The 16466-nt window shown below is 63.1% G+C and carries 16 protein-coding genes; 10 read left to right on the forward strand and 6 right to left on the reverse strand.

Annotation, left to right across the window (positions count from 1 at the left end; all coding sequences use genetic code 11):
• Positions 1–214: 214 nt before the first annotated feature.
• A complete protein-coding gene (carA, locus tag JQK88_RS01310; RefSeq protein WP_203277257.1) occupies positions 215–1432 on the reverse strand; it encodes a glutamine-hydrolyzing carbamoyl-phosphate synthase small subunit in 1218 nt (405 codons plus the stop codon).
• Between the two features lie 252 nt (positions 1433–1684).
• Here carA and JQK88_RS01315 point away from each other — a divergent pair, with 252 nt between their 5' ends.
• From JQK88_RS01315 to JQK88_RS01325, 3 genes are all read left to right on the forward strand, one after another.
• Entirely contained in the window at positions 1685–2134 is a 450-nt protein-coding gene (locus JQK88_RS01315) for a GatB/YqeY domain-containing protein (RefSeq protein ID WP_142866940.1), read from the forward strand.
• A 216-nt stretch (positions 2135–2350) separates the two neighbouring features.
• A complete protein-coding gene (locus JQK88_RS01320; RefSeq protein ID WP_192260149.1) occupies positions 2351–3070 on the forward strand; it encodes a DNA helicase in 720 nt (239 codons plus the stop codon).
• A 42-nt stretch (positions 3071–3112) separates the two neighbouring features.
• The gene (locus JQK88_RS01325) at positions 3113–3670 is read left to right on the forward strand and encodes a GNAT family N-acetyltransferase (RefSeq protein WP_203277258.1); all 558 of its coding nucleotides are present in this window, start codon (positions 3113–3115) and stop codon (positions 3668–3670) included.
• Between the two features lie 6 nt (positions 3671–3676).
• Here the strand turns inward: JQK88_RS01325 and JQK88_RS01330 are convergent, their stop codons facing one another.
• From JQK88_RS01330 to JQK88_RS01340, 3 genes are all read right to left on the reverse strand, one after another.
• On the reverse strand, positions 3677–4858 hold the full coding sequence (locus JQK88_RS01330) for an MFS transporter (RefSeq protein WP_203277259.1): 1182 nt from the start codon (positions 4856–4858) through the stop codon (positions 3677–3679).
• Positions 4859–4987: 129 nt separating this feature from the next.
• On the reverse strand, positions 4988–5197 hold the full coding sequence (locus JQK88_RS01335) for a DUF2061 domain-containing protein (protein WP_192260029.1): 210 nt from the start codon (positions 5195–5197) through the stop codon (positions 4988–4990).
• Positions 5198–5290: 93 nt separating this feature from the next.
• On the reverse strand, positions 5291–6955 hold the full coding sequence (locus tag JQK88_RS01340) for a Na/Pi cotransporter family protein (protein ID WP_192260027.1): 1665 nt from the start codon (positions 6953–6955) through the stop codon (positions 5291–5293).
• A gap of 387 nt (positions 6956–7342) precedes the next feature.
• On the opposite strand from JQK88_RS01340, the gene JQK88_RS01345 reads away from it, so the two are divergent.
• The 3 genes from JQK88_RS01345 to rpoD all read left to right on the forward strand — a co-directional run bounded on the left by JQK88_RS01345 (position 7343) and on the right by rpoD (position 12265).
• On the forward strand, positions 7343–7735 hold the full coding sequence (locus JQK88_RS01345) for an RcnB family protein (protein WP_203277260.1): 393 nt from the start codon (positions 7343–7345) through the stop codon (positions 7733–7735).
• 145 nt (positions 7736–7880) lie between these two features.
• Positions 7881–9821 (forward strand): DNA primase, encoded by a 1941-nt coding sequence (gene dnaG / locus JQK88_RS01350; RefSeq protein WP_192260023.1) that lies wholly within the window; start codon positions 7881–7883, stop codon positions 9819–9821.
• A 419-nt stretch (positions 9822–10240) separates the two neighbouring features.
• Positions 10241–12265: an RNA polymerase sigma factor RpoD gene (gene rpoD, locus JQK88_RS01355; RefSeq protein ID WP_203277261.1), complete on the forward strand. Its 2025-nt coding sequence runs from the start codon at positions 10241–10243 to the stop codon at positions 12263–12265.
• Between the two features lie 74 nt (positions 12266–12339).
• Here the strand turns inward: rpoD and JQK88_RS01360 are convergent, their stop codons facing one another.
• Positions 12340–13677, reverse strand: coding sequence for a TauD/TfdA family dioxygenase (locus JQK88_RS01360; protein WP_312037218.1), 1338 nt, complete (start codon positions 13675–13677; stop codon positions 12340–12342).
• Positions 13678–13717: 40 nt separating this feature from the next.
• On the opposite strand from JQK88_RS01360, the gene JQK88_RS01365 reads away from it, so the two are divergent.
• The 3 genes from JQK88_RS01365 to JQK88_RS01375 all read left to right on the forward strand — a co-directional run bounded on the left by JQK88_RS01365 (position 13718) and on the right by JQK88_RS01375 (position 15200).
• The gene (locus tag JQK88_RS01365; RefSeq protein WP_142866931.1) at positions 13718–14011 is read left to right on the forward strand and encodes a GYD domain-containing protein; all 294 of its coding nucleotides are present in this window, start codon (positions 13718–13720) and stop codon (positions 14009–14011) included.
• A 94-nt stretch (positions 14012–14105) separates the two neighbouring features.
• Positions 14106–14735, forward strand: coding sequence for a sulfotransferase family 2 domain-containing protein (locus JQK88_RS01370; protein WP_203277262.1), 630 nt, complete (start codon positions 14106–14108; stop codon positions 14733–14735).
• A gap of 84 nt (positions 14736–14819) precedes the next feature.
• Complete coding sequence (locus tag JQK88_RS01375; RefSeq protein WP_192260017.1) at positions 14820–15200, forward strand: thiol-disulfide oxidoreductase DCC family protein; 381 nt, start codon at positions 14820–14822, stop codon at positions 15198–15200.
• 43 nt (positions 15201–15243) lie between these two features.
• On the opposite strand, the gene JQK88_RS01380 is transcribed toward JQK88_RS01375, so the two are convergent.
• The gene (locus JQK88_RS01380) at positions 15244–15501 is read right to left on the reverse strand and encodes a DUF2798 domain-containing protein (protein ID WP_203277263.1); all 258 of its coding nucleotides are present in this window, start codon (positions 15499–15501) and stop codon (positions 15244–15246) included.
• Positions 15502–15773: 272 nt separating this feature from the next.
• On the opposite strand from JQK88_RS01380, the gene JQK88_RS01385 reads away from it, so the two are divergent.
• On the forward strand, positions 15774–16448 hold the full coding sequence (locus JQK88_RS01385; RefSeq protein ID WP_192260015.1) for a PadR family transcriptional regulator: 675 nt from the start codon (positions 15774–15776) through the stop codon (positions 16446–16448).
• Positions 16449–16466 lie beyond the last annotated feature (18 nt).

Here is a 16466-nt window from a genome sequence, read left to right on the forward strand (position 1 = left end):
ACGTCAGCCGCATTGCGCTGACCAGGGACGGGAGTATCGCTGTGGCGCGCCTGGTCTTCGGCGCCTGGCGCCTGCTCGACGGCAGCTGCGCGCCTCCGGAACGATGAAACCGAGCGGCATCTGGCGATGGTCAAGGCGCTGGAAATCAGCCTCGACCGCCAGCAATGGTTCGCCATTCTGGAGGCAAGCGAAGGCCGGCCGGTGGCGTAGAGGCTCAGGTCCGCTCGGCTAGCAATTCCTCGCCACGCTTTTCGCGGATCAAATTGACGAAGCGGCGGAACAGGTAGTGGGAGTCCTGTGGGCCTGGCGAAGCCTCGGGATGATGCTGGACCGAGAACACCGGGCGTCCCGTCAACGCGATGCCGCAATTCGAGCCGTCGAACAGCGAGACATGGGTTTCCTCGACGCCTTCCGGCAGCGAGTCGGCATCGACGGCAAAGCCGTGGTTCATCGAGACGATCTCGACCTTGCCGGTGGTATGATCCTTGACCGGATGGTTGGCGCCGTGGTGGCCCTGGTGCATCTTGGCGGTCTTGCCGCCCAGCGCCAGCGCCAGTATCTGGTGGCCGAGGCAGATGCCGAACACCGGAATGTCGGTCTTGAGCAGGTCCTGGATCACCGGCACGGCGTAATCGCCGGTGGCTTCCGGATCGCCGGGACCGTTGGAGAGGAAGATGCCGTCGGGCTGCATGGCCAGGATCTCTTCCGAACCGGTGCTGGCAGGCACCACGGTGACCTTGGCACCGAGGCCGGAAAGCAGGCGCAGGATGTTGCGCTTGACGCCGTAGTCGATGGCGACGACGTGCATGGACGGTTCGGCCTGTTCGCCAAAACCTTCGTTCCACACCCAGGGCGTTTCGCGCCAGACCGACGACTGGCCGGAGGTGACCTCCTTGGCGAGGTCGAGCCCGATGAGGCCCGACCAGGCGGCGGCGCGGCGCTTGAGGTCGTCGAGGTCGAAGACGCCGTCGGGCGCATGCGCGATGACGGCGTTGGGCATGCCCTTCTCGCGGATCAGCGCGGTCAGCGCGCGGGTGTCGATGCCGGAGAGCGCGACGATGCCGCGCTTCTTCAGCCACTGGTCGAGGTGGCCGGCGGCACGGTAGTTGGACGGGTTGGTGACATCGGCCTTGAACACGGCGCCGACGGCGCCGGCGCGGGCGACCGGGTTCAAGTCCTCGATGTCTTCGTCATTGGTGCCGATATTGCCGATATGCGGGAAGGTGAAGGTAACGATCTGGCCGGCATAGGACGGGTCGGTGAGGATTTCCTGGTAGCCGGTGAGCGCGGTGTTGAAGCAGACTTCGGCGACGGCGGAGCCGGCGGCGCCAAGACCGCGACCCTCGATGACGGTGCCGTCGGCCAGCACCAGCAGGGCAGTCGGCTTTTCGGTTGCCCAGGCGGGGGTCAACGCGGGCGTCATCTCGGCCATGGCGGCGCTCCTGTCAGGTTGCGCGCTTCGATGGTTCTGCGCAGCAAACGGCGCGGCCGATTTCTCGAGCCTGCGCGCATCAATTCATTGTCTTATGCAAGGCCGAGTACATAGGGGAAGGCGCCAGAGCGGTCAATGATGCCGGGCCAAATCGGCGGGCATTTGTTTCGTCGAACGATATCAGTGGCTTGGCGCGTTTGCTTTACGAGTTCGCCACGGTTATTGTCCGCGCCGTTCGAAGGAGAAAGCATCATGCGCGCAAAAATCGCCGAATCCCTGAAGAGCGCGATGAAGGCGCAGGACAAGCACCGGCTGCCGACATTGCGGCTGATCCAGGCCGCCATCCACGACCGCGACATCGCCAATCGCGGCTCGGGCAAGGAGCCCGCCAGCGACGAGGAGATCCTGCAGATACTGGCCAAGATGGTGAAGCAGCGCGAGGAATCGGCCAAGGCGTTCGAAGACGGCAAGCGGCCGGAACTGGCGGCCCAGGAGCGCGGCGAGATGGAGATCATCCGCGGCTTCCTGCCGACGCAGCTGGACGATGCGGCCGTGGCTGCGGCGGCCCGCGAGGCGATTGCAGCCACGGGTGCCGCCAGCCAGAAGGACATGGGCAAGGTGATCGCCGCGCTGAAGCAGAAATATGCCGGCCAGATGGACTTCGGCAAGGCAAGCGGCATCGTCAAAGGCCTGCTGCAGTAGCAGCCGGCCTTCAAGGCGTCTTGCAGCGTCTTGCCGTATGGCGACGCATTTTCGATCGGCAAAGATTCAGCTATGATCTGATTCCGGCGCGCCCACGCCTCCTCCCTCCAGCGGGAAGCATTGATCATGCGGGGCCATGCGATCATCAAAACCGACTGTTCGAGCACCAAGCATAAGGAGGGGTTGCGAAGATTGCTCGCAATAGGAGGTTTTTCGATGAGGTTGTCAGCGCCGGTCTACCATCTGAAGCGTGAAGCCAAACTCTTGGCGCGCAAAGACAATATTCCCCTTCACCAAGCGCTTGACCGCATTGCAGCCAGGGAAGGTTTCGACAACTGGAGCTTGCTTGCGAGCAAAGCCTCCGCAGCGACGCCTGCCGGCAAATTGTTTGCGCAAATGGCGCCCGGTGACCTGGTTCTGGTGGGGGCGCGGCCGGGCCAGGGCAAGACCCTGATGAGCCTCAAGCTCGCGTTGGAGGCCATGAGGTCGGGCAATCGCGGCGTATTCTTTACCTTGGAGTACAGCGAGCGAGACGTTTTGGACCGATTTCGCGCCATCGGGGCGGACCCGGCGCAGTTCGGCGGCCTGTTCGAATTCGACAATTCCGACGCCGTCAGCGCCGACTACATCATAGGCAAACTGGGATCGGCGCCGCGTGGCACGCTGGTGGTCATAGACTATCTGCAACTGCTCGATCAGAAACGTGAAAACCCCGACCTGATGGCCCAGGTTCGCACGCTGAAGTCATTTGCCCGGGAACGAGGGCTGATCATGGTCTTCATCTCCCAGATCGATCGATCATACGATCCGCGGATCAAGTCCTGTCCAGATATCAGCGACGTCCGCTTGCCGAACCCGCTGGATCTGTCGCTGTTCGACAAGGCATGTTTTCTCAACAAGGGCGAAGTTCGTTTCCAGGCCGGAGGCTTTGCCTAGTCTCGCCGTCGCCCTGCTTCCCGGTTCCATGCATTGAGAATCATGATCGAAATCGTCAAACCCGCGCTCGAACATCTGCTGTCCTACAAGGCGGCGCTCGAGCGTGGCTGGTCGCCGGATAATGTGCGGCTTGAGGAAGCGACGCGCGAGCAGCTTGCCGCCATCGAGGCGGATCCGGTGGCGTTCCTTGCCAGCCTCGACGATCCCGAGGCGAAGGGGCCGCCGATCGCCTTGCCCGATGGCACGACCGTGCCGCGGCTGCCGAGCTTCCGCCGCTGGATCTGGGACGGCGAGGCCGCCGGCTCGATCGGCTTTCGCTGGCAGCCCGGAACGTCGGCGCTGCCGTCGCATGTGCTCGGCCATATCGGCTATGCCGTGGTGCCGTGGAAGCGCGGCCGCGGCTATGCCACCGAAGCGCTGCGGCTGATGCTTCCCGAGGCGAGAGCGGTCGGCCTCGACTATGTCGAGCTCACCACCGATCTCGACAATCCAGCCTCGCAGAAGGTGGTGCTGGCCAATGGCGGCCGGTTGGTTGGCCCGTTCATCAAGGACGTCGCTTATGGCGGCGCCGAGAGCCTGCTGTTCCGGATCGATCTGTAGCGCCTGCTACTCCGCCGCGGCCGGCAGCGGCGGCGCTGAGCGGCTGCGCCCTTCCCAGATGTAGGAGGCCAGCGCAACCGCCACCCCGACCAACATGGCCGCGGCACCCACAACCGGCAGGCTGCGATAGCCATAGCCGGCGTTGAGCATGGCGGCACCCAGCGATGCGGCGAGCGCGATGCCGACATTGAAGCCCGACGGTATGAGCGAGGAGGCGAGATTGGAGGCGTCCGCCGTCCAGGCCAGAATGCGGGTCTGGATCGGCGTGCCAATGGCGAAGTTGAGGCCACCCCAAATGACGATGGCGATGACCATCGGCAGCGGGTAGGGGCTGACGGCATAGATCACGCCAAGCATCACCGCCTGAAGGGCAAGCATGGTGATCAGCGACGGCATCAGCTTCCAGTCGGAAAGCTTGCCGCCGAGGAAGACGCCGATGGTGGCGCCGACGCCGTTGAGCAGCAGCACCCAGGGGATCAGGTTTTCGTCGAGATGGGTCACTTCAAGCAAGGTCGGGGTGATGTAGGTGAACAGGCCAAACTGGCCGATCATCAGCATCAGCATCAGGATCAGCGAGGTCCAGACTTGTTGGCGTGCTAGGACGCGCACCTCGTGGCCAAGGTTGGCTGGCGGGCTCGACGCGCCCGTTTTGTGCGGCAAGAGGGCGGCCATCGCAGCAAACGCTACTACGCCAAGCGCGCACATCACCCAGAAGGTGGCGCGCCAGCCCCAGAGATTGCCGATCGCGGTGCCGGCCGGCACCCCGATGACGTTGGAAACGGTGAGGCCGGAGAGGATGACGGCGACAGCCATGCCGCGCTTGTCCTCGGGCACAAGGCCGACGGCCACCACCATGGCGACGCCGAAATAGGCTCCGTGCGCGACGGCGACCGCAATGCGCAGGAGCAGCATCGAGGCAAAGTCGGGCGCCAGCGCGCAAGCGGCCTGGCCGATGGTGAAGGCGACGGTCAGGCAAAGCAGCAGGGTTTTGCGGGAAAAGCCTTTGGTGGCGAGCGCCAGCAGCGGCCCGCCAACCGCGATGCCGCCGGCATAGCCGGAGACGAGATAACCGGAGGTCGGGATCGAAACGCCCAGACCATCGGCCACTTGCGGCAATACACCGGCGATGACGAATTCGGTGGTGCCGAAAGCGAAGGCGGCGATGAACAGGGCAATGAGCGGAAGCATGGCGCGGAAGCGATCCTGAGACGAGGTCGCCTCAAATCATGGATGGCGCTTGCCGGCAACGCAGAAATTGTCGACGCCGCTTTAGGTTTTCTTGATCCCGCCCATTCCAGCTGGCGGCACCCGCCAAGTCTAAGCGGCGTTCTTCCTGCCGTAGGGGATTTTCAGCCACGCCCGCTCATGAAGGTAATACAGCAAGGATTTGGTGACGACCTCGGTGGCGCCGATGGCCGCGGCAAGCTTGATGCTGCCGGTGACGACGAGCGAGATGATCATCGTGTCGATGGTGCCGGTGGCGCGCCACGATAGCGCCTTGGCGAAGCTGCGCGAATGGGTATCCAAAGACTATCCTCCCGGTGGACTGACCCGATGCTTAGCCGAGGGAGGGCTGGGCGCGCAAAGACTAATTTCGCCGCAGCAGGCGCTTGTTCGGACTCAGCTGGCCTTCAGCCGCGACCCACCGAGCAGGCCGCGCTCTTCCAGCACCGGGTAGGCCATCGACGCCAGCAGCGAGTTGATCTGTTTCAGGTCGCGGATGGTGTCGAGGTGGATGGAGCTGGTCTCGACGCTCTTGGCGGTGCCGTCGCGCAGGCGCACGAAATGGCTGGCGCTGGTTTCCTTCTCGCGGTCGCGCAGTCGGTCCTTTTCCAGCACCAGCTGGCGCGCGGCCTCGGGGTCGCGGGACACCAGCACATTGAAGGCGAGCCTGGCATTGGCCAGCACCGAGGCATGGAAGGCGCTGAGTTCGCGCCAGCCTTCGGGCGTGAACTCCAGCCCGCGCTCAAGCTTCTTCTTCACATGCACCAGCATGTTGCGCACGATGATGTCGCCGACCTGCTCGAGCTTGACGCATGCACCGATCAATTCCTGGCAGCGGAGGGCCTCGTCCTCTGTGAGCGAGTTCCTGGTCAGTTTGGCCAGATAGAGCTTGATCGCCGCGTGCTTCCTGTCGACACGGTCGTCAAGTGCGGCCAGCGCCTTGATCTTGTCGGCGTCGGCGCTCTCGTAGAGTTCGATGATGCGCTTCAGCATGATCTCGACCGTTTCGCAGACCCGCACCACCTCGCGGGTGGCATTGGCCAGCGCCTGGCTAGGCACGTCCAGCGCGCTGTCGTTGAGCGCGGAAAGCTCGATGACGTCGAGAGCTGCGGCCGGTTCGGACTTGGTGCCCATCGCCACGATCTTCTCCGAAACGCGATAGACCAGACTGGCCAGCGGCAGGCCGGCGAGCAGGATCAGCACATTGAACAGAATGTGGGCGTTGACGATCTGGTCGGGCACGGTGGCGCCGAGGAAGGCCACCGGCGGCTTCAGCGTCATGAACAGGATCAGCATCACCAGCGAGCCCATGCCGCGCATCAAGAGATTGCCGATCGGCACGACGCGCACGCCAGGCTCGGCGTTGCGGGTGAGCAGCGGCGCGATGATCGACGAGCCGAGATTGACGCCGAGCACCAGCACGATGCCGAGTTCCGGCGGGATGAAACCGCGGCCGGCCAGCGTCACCAAAAGCAGCACCGCGGCGATCGAGGAGTGGAACAGCCAGGTGATGAGGGCTGCAAGCAGATAGGCGGTGACGAAATCGCCGGAGAAGTAGTTGACGATGAGCGGCATCAGCGTGCTCTGGCGCAGCGGCTCGGACGCCTGGCCGATCATCTCCAGCGACAGAAGCAAAAGGCCGATGCCGACCAGAATGCGGCCGGACTGGCGCCAGTCGCGCCGCTCGGTCGCCATGAACATGACGGTGCCGGCGACAAGGCAGATCGGCACCAGCAGCGTCAGATCGAAGGTCAAGAGCTTGACCACCAGAGCCGAGCCGATTTCGGCGCCGCGCACCGCCAACTGGCCCGACATGCCCGACACGATGCCGGCGCCGGCGAAGGAGCCGACCAGAAGCGTGACCGCGGTCGAACTCTGAAGCGCGACCGACAGGCCGCAGCCGGCCAGCACCGCCATGATCGGATTGCGCATGGTGGCGCGCAGCCGGTGGCGCAGCACGTCGCCATAGGCGCGCTCGACGCCGGTCTTGACCATCCGGGTGGCGAACAGCATCAGCGCCACGGCGCCGGCCAGATGCAGGAGAACGACCGAACCGCTCATGTCGGCGCCTGCATGCGGACAGGACGCGCGATGCTGATAGCGCGACGCCTGGAGGGGACAACGAGGGTGCGAATCATGGTCATGACAGTCGCTTATATTAGCTGGAATATTTTAGCCGGATAATAAAATTTGTCGATTCCAAGGGGCCGTCGCGACGCGACAGGCCGTGTCGGAAAATAGACGGACGCGCAGATCACAGCACGGCGGGTTCATGGCACGGCAGTGGATTGGCGAAGTTTGACGCGCTTTTGGCGACAACCTTTATGATGATCTTCACATATCTGATATAAGCGAATGATTTCATTACATAATTGTAATTCTGACGTTCAGTTTCAGTTCATCCTTCGGGCGCTATTCCCTGGGCATCAACATCCAAGGAGCCCCGTTATGAACCGCATTGTTCTTTCCGCCCTCGCTTTCTCGATGCTGGCCGCGACTTCGCTTGCCGGCCAGGCCGCACCGATGAACACGCCGGCTGCACCGCAGTCGAACTACACCAACGTCGACTGGCAGAAGCCCACCAACAGGGATGTCAAGAAGCGTGTCATCCAGAAGCGCGTGATCCATAAGCGTTTCGAAAAGAAGGTAGTCGTGAAGCGGAACCATTGGCGCAATGGCCAGAAATATTCCAGCTGGAGGCAGCACCAGCCGATCCGCGACTATGGCCGATATGGCCTGCATCGTCCCGGCCGCGGCCAGGAATGGATCCGCGTCGGCAACGACTACGTGCTGGTGAGCATCCTGTCCGGCATCATCTTCGGCGCCATTGCCGCGCAGTAAGCCTGACCAGCGCACTGCTGGAGCTTGAAAGGAGGCGGCCGGCAACGGCCGCCTTTCTTTTTGCCTGTGGAAACTGGGTATGGCCGGTATTCGGGGTCGTCGGATTTCGCCGGCATGATTATATGTTGGGGAAACGAGTTCCCCGATGCGCTTTCCGCCCGCCTTTCTCGACGAGATACGCGACCGTGTGCCGATTTCATCGGTTATCGGCCAGCGCGTCGCGTGGGACAGGAAGAAGACCAACGCGTCGCGCGGCGATTACTGGGCATGCTGCCCCTTCCATGGCGAGAAGAGCCCGTCCTTTCACTGCGAGGACAAGAAAGGCCGCTACCACTGTTTCGGCTGTTCGGTGTCGGGCGATCATTTCAAGTTCCTGACCGAACTCGACGGCATGAGTTTTCCCGAAGCGGTCGAGAAGATCGCCGAGATGGCCGGCTTGCCGATGCCGGTGCGCGACGAACGGGAGGAACAGCGCGAGAAGGAACGCGCCAGCCTGACCGACGTCATGGAGATGGCGACCGCGTTCTTCCAGGAGCGGCTGCAGGGTCCGGAAGGGGCGAAAGCCCGCGCCTATTTGCGCGACCGCGGGCTGACGCCGGCGACACAGCAATCGTTCCGGCTGGGCTTTGCACCGGACAGCCGCAACGCGCTGAAGGAGCATCTTGCCGCCAAGGGCGTGCCCAAGGCCGATATTGAGGCCTGCGGGCTGGTGCGCCATGGCGACGACATCCCGGTCTCCTATGACTGGTTCCGCGACAGGATCATGTTCCCGATCCCCGATTCGCGTGGAAAGATCATCGCCTTCGGCGGCCGCGCGCTGGCCGCCGATGCGCTGGCCAAATACATGAACTCGCCCGACACCGAGCTCTTCCACAAGGGCAATGTGCTCTACAATTTCGCCCGCGCCCGCAAAGCGCTCGCAAAGGGCGGTACAGTGATTGCCGTCGAAGGCTATATGGACGTCATCGCGCTGGCGCAGGCCGGCTTCGAAAATGCCGTGGCGCCGCTCGGCACCGCGCTCACCGAAAACCAGCTCGAACTTCTGTGGCGCATGGCGCCCGAGCCGATGCTTTGCTTCGACGGCGACCAGGCCGGGCTGAAGGCGGCATGGCGGGCGGCCGACATGGCGCTGCCGTCGATCCAGCCGGGACGCTCGGCGCGCTTTGCCCTGCTGCCCGAGGGCAAGGACCCCGACGATCTGGTCAAGGCCGAAGGGCCGGACGCCTTTCGCGCCGTGCTTGCCGAAGCGCGGCCGCTGGCCGACCTGCTCTGGATGCGCGAGACGGCAGGCGGCGTCTTCGACACGCCGGAGCGGCGGGCGGAGCTGGAAAAGACGCTGCGCGAACTGACCAGCCGCATCCGCGACGAGAGCCTGCGCTACCACTACCAGCAGGAGATGCGCGAGCGCGTGCTGAACTTCTTCGGCTCGCAGCGCAGTGCCCGCCAGGGTCGTCAGGATTGGAAACCGGGGCAGGGCAAAACGGCCGCACCCGGCGGGCAGTTCGCGAAAGGCAGCGGCGTTGGCGCGCGCGCCGCGATCACCGAAAGCCTCGGCCGCTCCGCCATGGTCAAGCGCGGCGGCGAGATGATGTCGGTGCGGGAGGCGACGATCATCGTGGCGCTGGTCAACCATCCCGCGTTGATCGACGAGAATTTCGCCCATGTCGAGTTCCTCGATCTCGCCAACACCGATCTGCAGCGGCTGCACGCCGCCATCCTCGACGCCATGGCGCATGACATGGCCAATGACCGCGACGCGGTGATCGCCACGATCCAGCGCGCCGGCTGCAGCGATATCTGGGAGCGGGCGGTGATGCTGATCAAACGCGCCCGGCAATGGCCGGCGCTGGAAACCGCCGCCCTTGACGATGCCCGTGACGCCTTCAACCAGGCGCTGCACTTGCAGCGCAGCGCGCGCACCTTACATAAGGAGCTCAAGCAGGCGGAAGCAGCGCTCGCCAGCGATCCCACAGACGAAAACTACCGGCATCTCGTCGAGATTCAGGCGCAATTTCGTGATGTGCAGGCAACGGAAGCGCTGATCGAAGGGTTCGGCGTGTCCTCGGGCAAGGCTGGACGCGTGTAGGTTGAAACCTGCGCAAGAGTGAAGTTGAAACGTGCTGCGCATCGAATCGACGCCTCTAAGTCGGGTAATTGATTCGCTTTTTTGATGCGAATCATGCGAGAGGCGCTTGACCTTCTGGCAGAATGACGGAATCAGGACGATTCGAAACCTTAACCTGTGCCGGCGTCGATGGGAAATGCAGCGATGTGAGGTGCTGATCACTGGACAGGCTGTTAGCCTGCCACAGATATCAGGGTTAATCTGGACTTAATGCATGTCGCCCAAAAGTGAAAACCGGTTTTGGGGCACGATATGAACCAAACAAAAGAGTTGATGCGGTTACCGGCCCGGTGAAGCGCGTTTCGTCACGAGCGCATAATTTGACCGGTGCGGCAGCTTACGCGGCTTCGATGTTCGGCCGCTAGGAGAAGATAAAGACTATGGCGACAAAGGAAAAGGAAGAGGTCGAGACCGAACGTGAAGGCGCCACCGATGGCCCGCTGCTCGACCTTTCCGATGATGCTGTCAAGAAGATGATCAAGGCCGCCAAGAAGCGCGGCTATGTGACCCTTGACGAGCTGAATGCGGTGTTGCCTTCGGAAGAGACCGATCCGGATCGCATCGAAGACATCAATGCGATGCTGTCCGACATGGGCATCAACGTGGTCGAGGACGACGACCAGGGCGAGGAGCCCGAGGCCGCCGACAGCAATGCCGACGCCGAGGAAGACGCCAACGAACTGGCCGAGCAGACCGGCACCGCCGTCGCCGCCACGACCACCAAGAAAGAGCCGACCGACCGCACCGATGATCCGGTGCGCATGTATCTGCGCGAAATGGGCTCGGTCGAGCTCCTGTCGCGCGAGGGCGAAATCGCGATCGCCAAGCGCATCGAGGCCGGCCGCGAGACGATGATTGCGGGCCTGTGCGAAAGCCCGCTGACCTTCCAGGCCATCATCATCTGGCGCGACGAGCTCAACGAATCCAAGATCCTGCTGCGCGAGATCATCGACCTCGAAGCCACCTATGCCGGCCCCGAAGCCAAGCAGGCGCCGGTGGTCGAGCGCATCGAGGAAACCCCGAAGCCCGAGGAAAAGCCGCGGCGTGGACGCGACGAGGAAGACGACATCACCAATGTCGGCGCTGACACGCGCGGGCTAACGGATGACGACGAGGAAGACGAGGACGAGGCCAGCCTGTCGCTGGCGGCGATGGAAGCGGAACTGCGCCCGCAGGTAATGGAGACGCTCGACGTCATCGCCGACACCTACAAGAAGCTGCGCAAGCTGCAGGACCAGCAGGTCGAGAACCGGCTGGCCGCGGCCGGCACGCTGTCGCCCAGCCAGGACCGCCGCCTGAAGGAACTGAAGGACCAGCTGATCAAGGCGGTGAAGTCGCTGTCGCTCAACACCGCGCGCATCGAGGCGCTGGTCGAGCAGCTCTACGACATCAACAAGCGGCTGGTGCAGAACGAAGGCAAGCTGCTGCGCTTGGCCGAAAGCTATGGTGTGCGCCGCGAGGAGTTCCTCAAGGAATATCAGGGTTCCGAGCTCGATCCGAACTGGACCCGCTCGATCGGCAATCTGACCTCGCGCGGCTGGAAGGAATTCACCAAGAACGAGAAGGACGCGATCAAGGAGCTGCGTTCGGAGATCCAGAACCTCGCCACCGAAACGGCGATCTCGATCCTGGAATTCCGCAAGATCGTCAATCAGGTGCAGAAGGGCGAGCGCGAAGCCGCGATCGCCAAGAAGGAAATGGTCGAGGCCAATCTGCGTCTCGTCATCTCGATCGCCAAGAAGTACACCAATCGCGGCCTGCAGTTCCTCGACCTGATCCAGGAAGGCAATATCGGCCTGATGAAGGCGGTCGACAAATTCGAATACCGCCGCGGTTACAAGTTCTCGACCTACGCGACATGGTGGATCCGGCAGGCGATCACGCGTTCGATCGCCGACCAGGCGCGCACCATCCGCATTCCGGTGCACATGATCGAAACGATCAACAAGATCGTGCGGACCTCGCGCCAGATGCTGCACGAGATCGGCCGCGAGCCGACGCCTGAGGAACTGGCCGAAAAGCTCGCAATGCCGCTCGAAAAAGTCCGCAAGGTGCTGAAGATCGCCAAGGAGCCGATCTCGCTTGAAACCCCTGTGGGCGACGAGGAGGATTCGCATCTCGGCGATTTCATCGAGGACAAGATGGCGATCCTGCCGATCGATGCGGCGATCCAGGCCAATCTGCGCGAGACCACCACGCGCGTGCTCGCCTCGCTGACGCCGCGCGAAGAGCGCGTGCTGCGCATGCGCTTCGGCATCGGCATGAACACCGACCACACGCTGGAAGAAGTCGGCCAGCAGTTCTCGGTCACCCGCGAGCGTATCCGCCAGATCGAAGCCAAGGCGCTGCGCAAGCTCAAGCACCCGAGCAGGTCGCGCAAGCTCAGGAGCTTCCTCGACAGCTGACACTCGCCGATTGCAAAGAAATTAAGGGCGCCCATCGAGGCGCCCTTTTCGTTTCAAGTGGTTCATCGAATTGCTCACAACGGCACGTTCAGCCGTGTCCCCTTGACGATGATGCCGCCTCGGTCGCCAACTTCTATTGAGCCATAACGCTGCCTGAAGCACTCGGGCAGCGGGCGGTCGCCGGGAATCGACAGCCACAGGCGCAGCATATGGCGCCGCTTGTCGGAGTCTGGCCAATCCCTAAAACCCATGCGGTCGTGAAGCAGTGAATGGTTGTAGACAAACTGCATGTCGCCGGGCCGCAGCCGCATCGACAGGTTCAGTTTAGGGTCATTGGCAAGGCTGTCGAAGAGGTCCAGCGCTTCGACATGCGCGGGGCTTAGCCGCATGGCAGCGGGGAAGCGCTGGGCGCTGTCGATATACTGGCGTTGATAAATGCCGGTCAACAATCCCGCATGCCAGTTGAGGACCGGGATTTCGAAGTAGGGCTTTTCGCCTTCCGGTACCTCGCCGCGCCGGTCGGTGGCAATCGGATCAAACAGCAGGCGGACCAGATCGGGCCGTCGTTTGCGCATCTCGTTGTAGATCGTCACCGTGCTTACCAGCAGGGACTCGCCACCTTGCATGGCATCTTTCAGGCAGAGCAGACCGACGACGTCGGCGGAGTCGGTGTGAAATGTCTGGCGCTCCGCCGTCTGGTAGATGCGCGTCGTAGCGTCCCTGGCGTCAGCGCCTGTGTCGCGGACATGGCCGAGAATGTGGCCCTGAGCATTCTGCGACCGTGCGCCTCCAAGATGCGCGCCAATCCCGCAGAAGATCGTTGCCGACATTTGCGCGGAATATGTCTCGACCGGAAGGCCGCGAAGCACCTCGAACCCAATGCCTGCGATCAGTTTTTCGCGGAGGGCGGTGAGATGGCCGGCAAGCCGGGGCAAGGGGAAGTCGGCCTTGCTCAGGTTGCCGATATCTTGCGAACGGGCGAGAAAGCCGGTTGCCGCCAATTCCAGTTCCGCGACATCCTGCTTGTCCAATTCGACCAGCCAATTTTCAGCATGCTTCGCCATTTCCTCGCCAGTCCATGCGGCAGGAATCTCGATCTGTCCGGGCGGCAGGTCGATGCTCTCGCGCATGAAACTCTCCAATGGCTGGATCGGCGGGGATTTCCGCCAGGTCGATGGCCACGAACGTGAGATTGCCGTAGTCAGGCGGATTATTAAACCGGCTTTCCCTGGTCGGCGCCGACAGTTTTGCGGTCGTCGCCATGCCGCCGCCCTGGCGCTTGGAGAATCGCCTTCACGCATCAATGGGGCTGGCGCGGCAGTCCTTGCACGAAGCTCGCTGCGGGCGGATACTTCCCCGTCGGATGCGTGTTCTGGGTGACAAACCGGATGTTCGCCCCGGCGCAGGTCCACGACCTGAGCCGTGCTCCGTGGCGCCGGAGGGAGGTGTGCGATGACGACCTACATCCTGCTGATGAACTGGACCGAACAGGGCTCCAGGAATGTGCGCGAGTCGCCGAAACGGCTCGATGCCGCCAAGAAGCAGCTGGCCGACATGGGCGGATCGTTCAAGGCGTTTTATCTCACCATGGGCGAATGCGACATGGTGGCCGTGGTCGAGGCGCCCGACGATGCGGTGCTGGCGCGTTTTGCACTGATGCTCGGGGCGGGTGGTAGCGTCAAGACGCGAACGCTCAAGGCTTTCCCCGAATTTGCCTATCGCGAGATCATCACCTCGCTTGGATAGGCGCGGCTGCTTGAGACAACGCGGCCGGATGCATTTCCTGGCGGTCGGTGCGGGTGCCGCTTGACGGCGCCCGAGCCGCCGATATTGAGGAGAAATGCTCCTCTCGCTCGAGAAGAACTTCATTTTCATCCATATCCCGAAGACGGCCGGGACCTCGATCACCCGTTCGCTGCGGCCATGGTGTTTGAAGCCGAAGCCGACGCGCTGGCAGCGTCTGTTGTCGAGGCTGCCGGTGCCAGAGGCGCCGGAGAAGGTCAATTTCAAGCGGCATGACAGAGCCGCCTGGCTGCGGCGCAAACTGCCGCCCCGGCTCTATGACGGCGCCTACAAATTCGCCGTGGTGCGCAACCCTTTCGCGCTGGTCGTTTCCAATTACCAGCATTTGCGCCGGAAAACCTCGCGGCGCCGGCATCGCCAGGCGCAGCGCTGGGACTTCAAGGCGTTCCTGCGCTACCTCGAACGCAAGAACCGGCTGGCGCGGGTGGATCAGACGAGCTGGATTTCGGACAGGGATGGAAAGCTGATTATCGACGAGGTGCTGCGCTTCGAAACGCTGGCCGAGCAGTTCAATGTCCTGGCCGAGCGGCTCGGCCTTCCCGGCGAGCTTCCGCGATCGAATGTCGGGGCGCCGGTCGACTATCGCGCCCTCTACGATGAGGAGGCGAAAGCGATCGTGCGGCGGCTCTATGTCAGAGACTTCGAGCGCTTCGGCTACGAGTTCTGATCAAGCGCGGCGCTTCGCCATGTTGCAGGCCGATAGCATTGCAGGGATAGTCGGTTCCGTCCCTCAGGTCGCGGTCTGAAAGCCATGCCCAAGCCTGCGCTTACCGTCTGGTACAACACACGCTGCCCCGTCTGCGATGGCGGCATCACCAGGCAGAAACGGCGGCTGATCGAAGCGATCAAGGCTGGCCGGATCGCGTTTCGGGACATCAATCTCGAACCGGCGGCGCTCGCCGGCCACGGCGCCTCGCTAGAGGACATCCGCCGCCGGCTGCATGCCACGGATGATCAGGGCAAGCTGCTGGTCGGCGCCGATGTCGCTGTCGCAGTCTGGAGGGCGACGCCTGGCGAGGGGTGGCTGGCGACGCTCTTCGGCAATCCGGTCGCGCTGCCGCTGACCCGGTTCGCCTATGATCGCTTTGCTGACCTTCTCTATGCCTGGAATCGACGCAACGGACGTTGGTAAGGGGGCAAGCCCGAAAGTGTCTTCGGGCCTGCCGTCGTGAGCCTTATCGGGCCGGCAGCTCGCATAGCCAGCCGACGATGCGTCGCACGGCCGGCAACACAAGCAGCAGCGTCGGAAACGCCACCAGCCGGGACAAGCCCCAGGCGGTGAGCCAGACAGAGGGCAGGTTGGGCTGAGGCCCAAGGCTTTTCAGCGTCGAGATGAACGAGACGATGAAGGTCATCAGCAGCGACAGCACCAGCGGGCTGACGATGGCAGCATAGCGCGCCGGCAGCTTGCCGCGCTTACGGGTCGTGGTCATTGGGATTTTCCCTGAAGTATCCGGTCCGTCGCATGGCATCCACTCCTGCCGGGATTCCGGCGGAATTGCCCGGAAGGACCGGGGTTGGATGCGTTGCTTGACGTCAGACGCTACGGAGAGGCGCAAAGCCCTCACGCGCCTTCTAGCTGTCAGCGTCGGCGAAATCAACCGCTCTGGCGTCGCTCTTAGATACATCGTAAGATATATCTTGACTCGTCGAGTGTGTGCGCCTAGTTAAGATATATCGTAAGATAGAACTCAAGGAGCAATCAATGCACAGACATCATCCCTTTGGCGAGCGCGCCGAGCGCGCCTTCCTGCATATGGCCGGCAAGTTCGGCGGGCGCGGCGGCGGCTTCGGCCCATTCGGTCACGGCGGACGTGGCGGCGGACGCGGCGGCCCGGGCGACATGTTTCGCGCCGGACGCATGCTGGCCGACGGCGATCTCAAGCTGATCACGCTGTCGCTGCTGGCCGAGGCGCCGCGCCACGGCTACGACATCATCAAGGCGCTGGAGGAGCGCACCAGCGGCATCTACAGCCCAAGCCCGGGCGTCGTTTATCCGACGCTGACCTTCCTCGAAGAGGCAGGCTATGCCGCCTCTGCGGCCGACGGCAACAAGAAGGTGTTTTCGATCACCGAGGCCGGCCAGGCGCACCTCAACGAAAACCGCGAAATGATCGACGGCGTGCTCGAGCATCTCGAGCGCTTCGGCCGCAAGATGGCCAAGGCGCGCGAGTGGTTCGGCTGGAACGACGAGAGCGAGGATGGCGGACGACGCGGCCGCGGCGGCCGTTCGGAAGCCCGCGACGAGTTCCGCGCCGTGCGCCACCGGCTGCGTGCTGCCCTTGGCGAGATCGTCGACGCACCGGCCGAAAAGCAGGCCGAAGCGATCGCCATACTGGAAGGGGCCGCCGAAGCTCTTGAGGCGCTATCGCGCGGCTGATCTGGTTTTCTGTGCATG

It is taken from the genome of Mesorhizobium caraganae, assembly GCF_016836705.1.
GTDB classification, from domain to species: domain Bacteria; phylum Pseudomonadota; class Alphaproteobacteria; order Rhizobiales; family Rhizobiaceae; genus Mesorhizobium; species Mesorhizobium caraganae.